This window comes from Actinophytocola sp. (genome assembly GCF_036555685.1).
Lineage (GTDB): Bacteria > Actinomycetota > Actinomycetes > Mycobacteriales > Pseudonocardiaceae > Actinophytocola.
The window spans coordinates 1-11,605 of sequence record NZ_DATBKY010000144.1 but is presented as its reverse complement, the minus strand read 5'-3'; the positions used below and the strand labels follow the sequence as shown (position 1 = coordinate 11,605).

At 73.6% G+C, this 11,605-nt stretch carries 12 protein-coding genes; 7 read left to right on the top strand and 5 right to left on the bottom strand.

All coding sequences use genetic code 11. From position 1 onward, the window contains the following. Positions 1–300 (top strand): winged helix-turn-helix domain-containing protein (locus VH969_RS14120; RefSeq protein ID WP_331974184.1); only part of this gene is annotated, 300 nt, incomplete at its 5' end. Between the two features lie 3 nt (positions 301–303). Next, positions 304–1,599 (top strand): sensor histidine kinase, encoded by a 1,296-nt coding sequence (locus VH969_RS14115; protein ID WP_331974183.1) that lies wholly within the window; start codon positions 304–306, stop codon positions 1,597–1,599. On the opposite strand, the gene VH969_RS14110 is transcribed toward VH969_RS14115, so the two are convergent. From VH969_RS14110 to VH969_RS14100, 3 genes are all read right to left on the bottom strand, one after another. Next, positions 1,596–2,297 carry a CPBP family glutamic-type intramembrane protease gene (locus tag VH969_RS14110; protein ID WP_331974182.1) on the bottom strand — a complete coding sequence of 234 codons (702 nt, stop codon included), beginning with the start codon at positions 2,295–2,297 and terminating at the stop codon, positions 1,596–1,598. The two genes, VH969_RS14115 and VH969_RS14110, sit on opposite strands and share 4 nt — an antisense overlap. Continuing rightward, positions 2,294–2,842, bottom strand: a complete 549-nt coding sequence (locus VH969_RS14105) for a GtrA family protein (RefSeq protein ID WP_331974181.1) — start codon at positions 2,840–2,842, stop codon at positions 2,294–2,296. The genes VH969_RS14110 and VH969_RS14105 overlap by 4 nt, the downstream gene beginning before the upstream one ends. Before the next feature lie 82 nt (positions 2,843–2,924). Then, a complete protein-coding gene (locus VH969_RS14100) occupies positions 2,925–5,162 on the bottom strand; it encodes a sigma-70 family RNA polymerase sigma factor (RefSeq protein WP_331974180.1) in 2,238 nt (745 codons plus the stop codon). Between the two features lie 308 nt (positions 5,163–5,470). On the opposite strand from VH969_RS14100, the gene VH969_RS14095 reads away from it, so the two are divergent. Beyond that, on the top strand, positions 5,471–6,253 hold the full coding sequence (locus VH969_RS14095) for a GGDEF domain-containing protein (RefSeq protein WP_331974179.1): 783 nt from the start codon (positions 5,471–5,473) through the stop codon (positions 6,251–6,253). A 3-nt stretch (positions 6,254–6,256) separates the two neighbouring features. Here VH969_RS14095 and VH969_RS14090 read toward each other — a convergent pair whose 3' ends face one another. Together VH969_RS14090 and VH969_RS14085 are read right to left on the bottom strand one after the other, a co-directional pair. Further along, on the bottom strand, positions 6,257–6,616 hold the full coding sequence (locus tag VH969_RS14090; RefSeq protein ID WP_331974178.1) for an SRPBCC family protein: 360 nt from the start codon (positions 6,614–6,616) through the stop codon (positions 6,257–6,259). After that, positions 6,609–7,169 (bottom strand): mycothiol transferase, encoded by a 561-nt coding sequence (locus tag VH969_RS14085; RefSeq protein ID WP_331974177.1) that lies wholly within the window; start codon positions 7,167–7,169, stop codon positions 6,609–6,611. The genes VH969_RS14090 and VH969_RS14085 overlap by 8 nt, the downstream gene beginning before the upstream one ends. A gap of 65 nt (positions 7,170–7,234) precedes the next feature. On the opposite strand from VH969_RS14085, the gene VH969_RS14080 reads away from it, so the two are divergent. Genes VH969_RS14080 through VH969_RS14065 form a run of 4 tightly spaced genes read left to right on the top strand, consistent with a single transcriptional unit; the run spans position 7,235 to position 11,441 of the window. Then, entirely contained in the window at positions 7,235–8,512 is a 1,278-nt protein-coding gene (locus tag VH969_RS14080; protein ID WP_414638505.1) for a glycosyltransferase 87 family protein, read from the top strand. A 2-nt stretch (positions 8,513–8,514) separates the two neighbouring features. Continuing rightward, complete coding sequence (locus VH969_RS14075) at positions 8,515–9,714, top strand: 5-(carboxyamino)imidazole ribonucleotide synthase (RefSeq protein ID WP_331974176.1); 1,200 nt, start codon at positions 8,515–8,517, stop codon at positions 9,712–9,714. A gap of 20 nt (positions 9,715–9,734) precedes the next feature. Next, positions 9,735–10,247, top strand: coding sequence for a 5-(carboxyamino)imidazole ribonucleotide mutase (gene purE, locus VH969_RS14070; RefSeq protein ID WP_414638506.1), 513 nt, complete (start codon positions 9,735–9,737; stop codon positions 10,245–10,247). 48 nt (positions 10,248–10,295) lie between these two features. Then, a complete protein-coding gene (locus tag VH969_RS14065) occupies positions 10,296–11,441 on the top strand; it encodes an acyl-CoA dehydrogenase (protein WP_331974185.1) in 1,146 nt (381 codons plus the stop codon). The last annotated feature ends 164 nt before the right edge of the window (positions 11,442–11,605 follow it).

Here is an 11,605-nt window from a genome sequence, read left to right as displayed (position 1 = left end):
GCGCCGGGGACCATCGAGGTCAACGGGGTCAAGATGGACCTCGCGGCCCGCCAGGTCCTCGTGGACGGCGACGAGGTGACGCTCGCCAACAAGGAGTTCGAGCTGCTGCGCGTGCTGATCCAGAAGGCCGGGCAGGTCGTGACCCGCGAGGAGATCCTCGACGAGGTGTGGGGCGGCCCCGAGCTGAAGACCAGCAAGACGCTGGACATGCACATGTCGTGGCTGCGCCGCAAGCTCGGGCACCGGGCCGGCCGGATCGCGACCGTGCGCGGCGTGGGCTTCCGGTTCAACGCCGAGTAAGCCGTGCGCCGCCGCGTCCTGCTCGCGATCCTGCTGGCCGTCACCGTCACCGCGTGCCTGCTGGGGATCCCGCTCGGCTACACGGCGACGGCGATCGTGGAGAGCCTGACCCGCGAGGACCTCGCCGGCCGGGTCCGCCAGATCGCGGCGATCCTCGACGACGAGGTCGCGAGCGGCAACGAGCTGGACCTGTCGAGCGTGCAGCTCGCCGTGCCGACCGGCGGGCACCTGGAGGTCACGCTGCCCGACACCGACCGCGACCTCACGCTCGGCCCCGACCTCGGTGAGGACACGATCAGCGAGGAGGTGCCGATCGTCCAGCACGGCACCGTGCGGCTCTCGATCGACGCCGGGCCCATGCGCACGACGCAGACCCAGGTCGCGCTGCTGGTCGCGCTGGTCGTGGTCGCCACGGTCGGCATCGGGTTCCTCGTCGCGAGCGTCACCGCGCGCCGGCTGGCCCGGCCGCTGCGGCACGTCGCGGACCGGGCGTCGCGGCTGGGCGCGGGCGACTTCCGGCTGGACCGAACGCGCTACCTCGTGCCCGAGCTGGACTCGGTCGCCGAGGCGCTGGACGCGTCCGCCACGGCACTGGCGCAGCTCGTGCAGCGGGAGCGGGAGCTGGTCGGCGACGTCTCGCACCAGCTGCGCAGCCGGCTCACGTCCCTGCAGCTGCGGATCGAGGAGCTGACCGCGGTCCCCGACGAGGAGATCGCCCACGAGGCGCGGGCGGCGCTGGAGCAGGCCGAGCGGCTCGCGGACGTGCTCGACGAGCTGATGGCCGCGGCCCGCGAGGCGCGCGCGGTCGGCGCCGAGCCGGTCGAGCTGGGCACGGAGCTGGTCACGATCGCCGACGAGTGGCGCGCGCCGCTGCGTGCGGAGGGCCGCTCCCTGAAGCTGAAGCTGCAGGACGGCCTGTGGGCGAAGGTCTCCCCGGCGCGGCTGCGGGAGGTCATCGGCGTGCTGCTGGACAACGCCCTGCGTCACGGCGCGGGCGCGGTGACGCTGGCCGCGCGCGGCGACGGGGCCGGCGCTTCGGGCCCGTCGGTCGTCATCGAGGTGTCGGACATGGGCAACGGCGTGCCCGACGAGCTGGCCGAGCACATCTTCGAGCGCGGGGTCTCCGGCGGCGGCTCGACCGGCCTCGGCCTCGCGCTGGCGCGCGCACTGATCGACTCCGACGGCGGCCGGCTCGAGCTGTCCGCCAAGCGCCCGGCGACGTTCACGGTGTTCCTGCCGGTCCCGCGCGCGGGCGACGTGAAGGGCGTCCGCTGGCCCGCCGAACGCTCCCCGCGCTAGCCGGCCGCGAACGAGAGACCGAACAGGGTCCAGTCGGTGAGAACGTGCGCGCCGGTGGGCACCCAGACGTTCTTCGTCGTGAAGTAGGCCGCCAGCAGCACGACGCGGGCCGAGCCGACGACCACGAAACACTGCACGACGTTCCAGTCGTACGTCGGCAGGTGGGCCGCGGCGAAGATCACGACCGAGCCGAGCGACGCGAGGGTCAGGGCCGTGCCGCGGGCCAGGCGCAGCCGGTGGTGCGCCCAGTAGAGCAACGCGAGGAACGGCAGCAGGCTGAGCAGCTCCTCGCCGAACAGCTGCGGGACCAGGCCGACGAGGATCAGCACCCGCTCGCCGGGCGACATCTGCGCCAGCACGGGCCCGAGCGGGTTCGGGTCGAAGCGGGTCACCTGCGAGAGCAGCAGTCCGAGCAGGAGCAGGACGAAGACGCACGCCACCGCGAACAAGAGGATCCAGCCGAGGCCGGCGAGCCGGAGCGGGCGGAAGATCGCCCGCCAGTGGCCGGGTACGGCGCGTGCGAACACCGCGAGCGGGATCGCCGCGAACAGGATCGCCCGGACCCAGACGCCCGGGATCCCGGGCACGGGCACCGTGAGCAGCGCCGCGTAGCCGGCGACCAGCCCGGCCATGACGGTCCACCAGCGCTTCCCCGTGACGAGCGTCGGTCTGCCGTCATAGAAGGGGAAGTCGGTCAAGAGTGGCCGAGCTCCTCGGCGGGGTCGTCGGCGGCCCGGGCACTGCCCCGGCGGCGGCTGCCCAGCTCGTCCGGGAAGACCCACCTGCGGAACGCCCAGAACCGGAAGAACATCGCGAGCAGCATGCCGATGATCGCCCCGCTCGCGAAGTCGGCGACCTCCTGGACGAACCGCGACACGTGCGGCTCCTCCAGCATCAGCCAGTAGCGCGAGATGTAGAGCGGCGCGGAGTTGATCGCCACGCCGATGCCGCTGATGAGGAAGAACAGCGCGGCCTCGTGGTGGCGCTCGCGGCCGCCGCGGGTGCGAAACGACCACTCTCTGTTGAGCACGTACGACACGATCGTCGCGATGATGATCGCGATGATCTTGGCGGTGACCGGCTTGTCCTCCAGGACCGACAGTTTCAGCACGTACCAGATGCCGTTGTCGATCACGAACGTCGTGCCTCCGACCACGGCGAACTTCAGGAGCTCGCGGTGCTTGATGAGCACGGCACGCAAGGGTTCGGGAACCCGGGCCAGGACGGAGTCGACGACGGTCACGCCCGCAGTCTACGGAGCGGTGACCCACCGCTATCGGCAGTATCAGCAAGTCCGAGGCTTCGTCCGGTTCGTCCGGACATGATCACCCGCCCAGCAACCAGCCCAGCAGACCCTCCACGAACCCGCCCCCGTCCGGCTGCTCCGGCCCAGCCGGCGGCGGCGTCGTAGCGCGTGCCGGCGGTGCCGGCGCGGACGGCGCGGATGGCGCGGATGGCGTCGTCGTCCTCGCCGGCGGCTCGCCGGACGACGTGCCGTCCGGCGGTGGCGGGCTCGACGACGTGCCGTCGCTCGACGCCGGCGGCTCCGCGGTGGCCGGCCCGGACACCGAGCCCGACCCCGCGCCCGGCTCGGGTGACGGCGTCGGTGGCACCAGGATGCCCGGCGGCACCGGCCAGACCCACTCGTGCAGCGGCACCTGTGCCGTGTCGCTCGCGGACCCGAGCGTCGCGGCCACGTGCACCGCGTGCGGCGGCTTGGCGGACCGGACCGGCTCGAGCTCGAACACCGTCCGCAGCGTCTCGCCCGGGTCGACCGGGCCGGCCGTCCTGCACGTCGTCGCGGCCGTGCAGGTCATCTTCCGGTCGGAGTAGATCAGCCGGGCCGGCACGTCGACGGTCACGGTCACCGGCTTCGAGCTGGTGCCGGTGTTCTCCGCGCGTGCCTCGAGCGTCGGCCGCAGCCAGATGCCGGGCAGCAGGCCGAGCCACTCGGCGTCGGCGGTCAGCACGACCGCGTCCACCGCGGCCGGCGGGCGCACGTCCACCCGCACCGACACGGCCAGCTTGGTCGTCGATCCGGCCGTGATCGTGCCGGTGAGCCGCCCGCCCGTGCTGCCCTCGGCGGCGGCGATGCGGAACAGCAGCGTCACGGACTCGCCCGGCCGCACCCCCGAACTGGCGGCGCACGTGACGACCGGGGAACCGCCCGGGCAGTCGACCGTGCCGCCCCGCGCGCCGTCCATGCGCAGCAGCGGCGCGTGGCCGTACCGGTCGCCGGCCGGCACCGCGGTCACCCCGGCCGGCAGGCGCAGCGTGGCGGTCACCGGCTCGGACACCGAACCGCCGGAGTTCCGCACGGTGAGCGGCAGGTCGGCGGCCTCCCCGCCCGCGACCAGGCCGACCGGTGCGGCCGGGGACACCGACAGGCTCGCCGGTGCGGCCGGGGCCGGCTGCCCGGGCGGCGGCACGGGAGGCGGCACGGGCGCGGCGGGCGGGTTCGGCTGCCGCGGCGCAGGCTCCCGCGGCGGGGGTTGCGGCGCCGGTGGCTGGTTCGGCGCCGGCGGCTGCTGCCGTGGTGGGGCGGGCGGTGGCGCGGGTGCCGTCCGGGTCGGCGTCGGCGCGGCGGCCGGGATCTCCTGGTTGCCGCCACCCGTGGTCATGGCGATCGCGACGGCCGCGGCCAGCGCCACCCCGGACGCGGCGACGCCGAGGAACTGGCGTGGTACGGACCCCGCCGCCCCCGCCGCACCGCCGGCCGCGGCGGTCCCGCCGGCCCCGGCCGCGGTCAGCGCGCCGCCCTTCGCCGCCGCGGCGGCGAGGTAGCCGAGCGTGCCGGCACCCAGCACGAGCGGGGCGACGACCCCGCGCATTGCGCCGTTGACGTCGGCGAGCTCCGCGGCCAGCGCGCGGCACCGTGAGCACTCGTCGAGGTGCGCCTCGACCTGGGCCTTCTCCCGCCTGGCGAGGCCGTGCCGGGTCCACGCGCCGAGACGCTCGCAGGTCGCGCGGCAGCGTGCCGCGGTGGTCTCGGCGAGGTGTACCTGCAGGTAGGCCTGGCGCAGCCCCTCGCGGGCGCGGTAGGCGAGCGCGGAGACCCCGTTCGCGGTCAGGCCGAGGAGTGGCGCCACCTCGGCCGGCGACTGGCCCTCGATCTCGGTGTGCCAGAGGACCGCCTGCCACCGCTCGGGCAGCCGCGCGAACGCTCGCGCGGCCAGCGACCGCTCGAGCCCGGCGAGCGCGGTGTCGGCGAACGGCTCGGCCACCTTCTCCCCGCCGGTCGCCTCCAGGTCGTCGGACAGCTCGACCCGGCGCTCGCGCCGCGTCCGGTCGTAGGCGGTGTGCCGCAGGGCGGTGAGCAGGTACGCGCGGAACGCGCTGTCGGGCCCGCGGCCGCCCCGGAGCGTGTCGAGGACCTTGGCGAACGCCTCGGCGACGAGGTCGTCGGCCTCGGCCGGGGAGCGGGAGAGCCGGCGGGCGAGGTTGTACGCGGAGGCGACGTGTCGTTCGTAGAGCGAGCCGTACGCCGAGACCGTGCCCTTGCGCACCGCGTCGATCAGCTCGGCATCGCTGGGACCCTCGATGTCGGCGGGAACGGTGGCCACGGTCCTCCTCAGCTCGCACGTGTCAGCCCCGACCCGGCTGTAGAACGAGCCGGATTCGCAAAAGACACGCTCCCGCGCTCAGTGTGACGGATCCCGCCGAACGCGCCATCCGTTGATCACCACAACGGCGGAAAGGCATCGCCTTACTGGAGGTACGGGCAGCAGTTCACCCGAATGGCGTCACGGATGTCGGTGGCCCGCGTTTCTACGACGAGAGTGCCGAAAGATGGGACCACCAAGTGACAGTACGTGAAGCCGGGTCGCGCTCATACCGTGGCGACGCTGAGGGTACTGACCACGCACTGCGGGTGCTGCGAGCCCGCTGGCGCACCGCGAGCATCGCCGCCGGCTGGCGTTTTCCCAGCGACTGGGGCCTGCCCGAGGTCGACGCGGTCTGCTCGTCGGCCGTGCGGCGGGCCGACCTGACCCGCGCGCTGTCCGACCTCGGCCGGGCGCGGGCGCAGGCCGGTGCCGGCCTCGAGGAGACGCTGACCGACCTCGCCGCGCTGCACGCCGTGCTCATGGCACCGGAGGAATCCCCGGACGGCCCGGCGAACGGCCGCGTCGCCACCGACCCCGACGCCGCCCCCGCGAAGCTCGTCCGCACGACCGCGCTGGCCTGGGCGGACGCGTCGTGCGGCGAGCTGCGCGACGCCGAGGCGACGGAGAGCCTGACGAACCTCGCCACGCACTCGTACCTGCGCACGCGGCTGCACGAGGTGTACCGCCAGGCCGCCCGCGACGGGCGGTCCGTGCCGGAGACCCACTCGCTGCTCGCGGTGACGATCGACCTCACCGCGGTCGTCGGCTGGTCGCGGCTGATGGCGATGGTCCTGGTCGCCGACGTCCTGCGGGACGTCTTCGACGGCGGCGAGAGCGTCGCGCTGCTCGGCCCCTCGGTCGCCGCCGTCCTCGCCCCGCGCGACACCGCCTTCGGCGACCGCTCGCTCACCGCGAGCTGGCGCATCACCGAGCGCCTGTCCGCCGACCCGCAGCTGGCGTCCAGCGGGCGCCCGTGGCTGCGGGTGGAGAAGCTGCCCGCCACCTTCGCCGAGGCCCGGGAGCTGTTACGCCGGATCGGCCGCGCCTAGCCGCTACTGGCCGTACGACGTCCGCAGCTTCTCGTTGAGCAGGAAGTTCATCCGGAACCGCAGGTGTCCCAGCTTGCTCTGGTCGGGCGCCCGATCCGTCGTCGTGAGCGTCCAGCGCAGCGCGCACCCGTCGCCGTCCGGGCGGATGTCGAACGTGATGCGGTCCTCCGGCCGGTCCGGCCACAGCGACGACCACACGACCCGGTGCGGGCGCTCGGACTCCAGCACGCGCGGCTCGACCTCGTCGTCGAGCAGGTCCAGCCACGGCCGCGCCGACGGCTGGCGTGGCCTGGTCAGCGAGTCCCACACGATGTGCGGCGGCGCCGGCTGCGTGCGCTCGCGGCTACCGAGTACGTCAGCCACCGGGCATCCGCCAATCCCACGGCGGGTCCTCGCCGACGCGGCCGTCCACGGCCTCGCGCAGCAGGTCGGCGTGTCCGGTGTGGCGGCCGTACTCCTCGATCATGTCGCACACCAGCCGCCGCACGCTGGCGTGCTGGCCGGCGTCGTTCGACACGTGCGCGGGGCCGTCGAGGCCGCCGTCCGCGAGCGCCGCGGCGAGCCGGGCGCGCGACCGCTCGACCGCGCCGTCCCACCCGGCGTACAGCTGCTCCGGGGTGTCCGCGGCGGCCGACGTGAACGGCCAGTCCTCGCTGTCCCAGGTCGAGAAGTCCCACTGCTCGCCGGCCGGCTCCCCGCGCAGCTTCGTCGCGAACGTGTAGTCCTCCACGAACGCCAGGTGTTTGAGCAGCCCACCGATGGTCAGCGACGAGGCACCGATCCGCTTGTCCAGACCCGCCGCGTCGAGGCCGTCGGCCTTCCAGCGGAACGTCGCTCGCATGCGTTCCAGCGCACCGGTGAGGTGGTCCACCTCGTTGCCCGCCAGCGGCGGCTCCCACGGAGGCACGTCGGTCATGCCGCCACCGTATCGAGGCAGGGCGGCTCCACCGGGCCACGCCGGGCCGTGGTTTCCTTGCGAGCGTGAGCGAGACCGTCCGGGCCACCCCCGAGGCACCCGTCGAGGACGGGCACTGGCTCGCGCGCTCGGTCCGGCGCCTGTTCGCCTCGCGGTACGCGCTCGCCCTTCTCGCCGTGCCGGCGGGGATGCTCGTCGCGGGGATCGTCAGCTGGGCCATCGACTGGCGGCTCGGGGTCGACTCCGCCGTCTACCGCTCGGGTGCGGTCGCGCTGCTGACCGGGGAACCGTTGTACGACAACGACTTCCTCTCCGCCGAGCCGCCGTGGGCGCACCTGCCGTTCACCTACCCGCCGACCGGCGCGCTGCTGTTCGTCCCGCTCGCGCTGTTCCCCACGCAGGTCTCCTGGGGGGTGCTCGCGGCGATCTCCGTCCTCGCGCTCGCCCTCGTCGTGCGGATCGGCATCCAGGCCGCGGGCCCGTCGTGGCTGCCGCCGGCCAAGGCGACGGTCCTGATCACGATCGGCGCGCTGGCGCTCGAACCGGTGTGGCGCACGCTCTTCCTGGGGCAGATCAACATCATCCTGATGGCCCTGGTCGTCGTGGACGTCCTCGTCCTGGGCACCGTCGCCGGCCGCGCGCGCCACCTCGGTGGCGTCCTCATCGGCGTCGCCGCCGCGGTCAAGCTGACGCCGCTGATATTCGTGCCGCACCTGTGGCTGACCGGCCGCCGGATGGACGCCGTGCGCGCGCTCGCCACGTTCGCCGCGCTGCAGGCACTGATCTTCGCCATGCGGCCGCACGACTTCGCGCGCTTCTGGACGGTCGCCGTGACCGACCCGGCCCGCACCGGCCCGACCTTCTGGGCCGGCAACCAGTCGCTCAACGGGCTGGTCCTGCGCCTGACCGACCTCGCCCCGTGGGCACTCGCGGCCGCCGTCGGCGTCGGCGCGGTGCTCGCGGTCCCGGCCGTCCACCTCGTCCGCCGCTTCCACCGGGCCGGCCAGCCGCTCGCCGCGCTGCTGGTCACGGCGTTCTTCGGGCTGCTGCTCAGCCCCGTGTCGTGGTCGCACCACTACGTCTGGGTCGTGCCGCTGATCGTGCTGCTGCTGACCAGGCTGCCCGGCCGCGCCGGCGTGCGCGCCGCGCTCGGCGGGGTCGTCCTCGTGTTCGCGAGCTGCGTGCTGCTGATCATGCGCACGTCCGACCCGTCGCGCCCGCCCGGCGTGAAGCCCGAGCTCGAGTGGACGCCGCCCGAGGTGGTGCTCGGCAGCGCGTACCTGCTCGTGCCGCTGGTCGCGGGTGCCGTGCTGCTCCTGCGAAAGCGAACCGGAGGGAGGTAGGCGTGGACCCCCGGACCGGCCTGCCGATCGTCGGCATGGTGGGCGGCGGCCAGCTCGCCCGGATGACCCAGCAGGCGGCGATCGCGCTGGGCCAGTCGCTGCACGTGCTCGCCGTGTCCGCGGACGACTCGGCCGCGCTCGTCACGCCCAACGTCACGCTCGGCTCGCACACCGACCTCGACGCGCTGCGGGCGTTCGCGAAGACGTGCGACGTGCTGACGTTCGACCACGAGCACGTGCCGACCGAGCACCTGCGGGCGCTCGCCGCCGATGGGTTCAAGGTCCACCCGGGGCCGGAGGCGTTGCTGCACGCGCAGGACAAGCTCGTCATGCGGCACAAGCTCGCCTCCCTCGGCCTGCCGGTGCCGAGCTTCACCGCGGTGTCCGAAGTGGACGACGTGGTCAAGTTCGGCGACGAGCACGGCTGGCCCTGCGTGCTCAAGGCGGCCCGCGGCGGCTACGACGGGCGCGGCGTGTGGCTGCTCAACGGTGCCGAGTCCGCCCGCGAGCTCGTGCCGCGGCTGCTCGAGTGGGGCACGCCGCTGCTCGTCGAGGCGCGGGTCGCGATGCGCCGCGAGCTGGCCGCGGTCGTCGCGCGCTCGCCGTTCGGGCAGGGCGGCGCGTGGCCGGTCGTGGAGACCGTGCAGTCCAACGGCATCTGCGTCGAGGTCCTCGCGCCCGCGCCGGACCTCGCGGCCGGGCGGGCCGGGGAAGCCCAGGAGCTCGCGTTGCGGATCGCCGCGGAGCTGGGCGTCGTAGGGGTGCTGGCCGTGGAGCTGTTCGAGACCGATGCCGGGTTCGTGGTCAACGAGCTCGCCATGCGGCCGCACAACTCGGGCCACTGGACCATCGAGGGCGCGGCGACCTCGCAGTTCGAGCAGCATCTGCGTGCGGTCCTCGACTACCCGCTCGGCGCCACCACACCGCGCGCGCCCGCGGTCGTGATGGCCAACGTGCTCGGCGCGGCGCAGCCGCCCGCGATGAGCCCGGACGAGCGGCTGCACCACCTGCTGGCCCGGTACCCGGACGCGCATGTGCACTACTACGGCAAGCAGGAGCGGCCCGGCCGCAAGATCGGCCACGTGACGCTGCTCGGCGCGCGGATGGCCGGCGTGCGGGAGCGGGCGCGGCTGGCCGCGCACTGGCTCTCGGACGGTGAGTGGCTCGACGGGTACGACATCCACACAGGGGAGCGAACGTGACCGCGGTCATCGGCCTGATCATGGGCAGCGACTCGGACTGGCCGGTGATGAAGGCCGCCGCCGAGGCGCTGGCCGAGTTCGAGGTGCCGTACGAGGTCAGCGTCGTGTCGGCGCACCGCACGCCGCGGCGGATGCTGGACTACGCGGCCGGCGCCGCCGACCGCGGGCTGCGGGTGATCATCGCGGGCGCGGGCGGGGCGGCGCACCTGCCGGGCATGGTCGCGTCGGCCACGACGCTGCCGGTCATCGGCGTGCCGGTGCCGCTCAAGTACCTCGACGGGCTGGACTCGCTGCTCTCGATCGTGCAGATGCCGGCCGGGATCCCGGTGGCGACGGTGTCGGTCGGCGGCGCCCGCAACGCCGGCCTGCTCGCGGTGCGGGTGCTGGCCGCGTCGGACGAGAAGCTGCGGGCCCGGCTGGCCGAGTTCCAGGCCGACCTGGAGCGGCTCGTACTGGACAAGGACGCCGCGCTGCGGTCGAGCCTGGATGTGACGTCCGACGACCCCGCCGGTCCTGGCGTGAACGGGCGCTAACATCGGGGTGTTACGGACGCGCACGTGGAGGTGGCGACGGTGGAGGGGCTGTACCAGCTGAGCGAGGAGCACGAGGCGCTGCGTGAGGCCGTGCGCGCGCTCGCGGAGAAGGAGATCGCGCCCCACGCCGCGGACGTGGACGAGAACTCGCGGTACCCCTCGGAGGCGCGCGACGCGCTGGCGCGGTCCGGCTTCAACGCGGTCCACGTGCCGGAGGAGTACGACGGCCAGGGCGCGGACGCGATCGCGGCGTGCATCGTGATCGAGGAGGTGGCCCGCGTCGACGCGTCGGCCTCGCTCATCCCCGCGGTCAACAAGCTGGGCACGCAGCCGATCCTGCTGTCCGGGTCGGACGAGGTGAAGAAGCTGGTGCTGCCGTCCCTCGCGGCGGGCGAGGCTTCGGCGTCGTACGCGCTGTCCGAGCGCGAGGCCGGCTCGGACACGGCGTCGATGCGGACGCGGGCCGTGCGCGACGGCGACACGTGGGTGCTGAACGGGACGAAGGCCTGGATCACGAACGCCGGCGAGTCCACGTGGTACACGGTGATGGCCGTGACGGATCCGGCGGCGGAGAAGAAGGCCAACGGCATCTCGGCGTTCGTGGTGCACAAGGACGACCCGGGCTTCTCGGTCGGACCGAAGGAACGCAAGCTGGGCATCAAGGGCTCGCCGACGTGCGAGATCTACTTCGAGAACTGCACGATCCCGGCGGACCGCATCGTCGGCGACCCGGGTACCGGCCTGAAGACCGCGCTGCGCACCCTGGACCACACCCGCCCGACGATCGGCGCCCAGGCGGTCGGCATCGCACAGGGCGCCCTCGACGCGACCATCGCGTACGTCAAGGATCGCCGCCAGTTCGGCCAGCGCATCGCCGACTTCCAGGGCGTGCAGTTCATGCTCGCCGACATGGGCATGAAGATCGAAGCGGCCCGCCACCTGGTGTACACCTCCGCGGCCGCCTCCGAACGCGGCGACAAGCGCGCCGGCTTCATCGCCTCAGCAGCGAAGACCTACGCGTCCGACACGGCGATGGAGGTGACCACGGACGCGGTCCAACTCTTCGGCGGCGCCGGCTACACGAAGGACTTCCCGGTAGAACGCATGATGCGAGACGCCAAGATCACCCAGATCTACGAAGGCACCAACCAAATCCAACGCATGGTCATGGCCCGCGCCCTGCTCAAGGGCTAGATCGGCGATCTTGGGTCGGTGGTGGCCGCCGGTCGCGCCCATGATCAGGCCGCCTCCAGGCCGTCGTCCGCCCGACGTCCGTTCGGTACCACGGCGAATCGTGGCGGCTGCGCCTTGATCGCGCCAGGTTGCGCGCTGGTTGCCGTTGAAGGTCCTCGGCGTGG

Excerpts from the sequence above, each read along its gene's own strand:
- VH969_RS14085 (WP_331974177.1), bottom strand. The coding sequence starts at position 7,169 with ATGACCGACGTGCCTCCGTGGGAGCCGCCGCTGGCGGGCAACGAGGTG.
- purE (WP_414638506.1), top strand. The coding sequence starts at position 9,735 with ATGGGCAGCGACTCGGACTGGCCGGTGATGAAGGCCGCCGCCGAGGCG.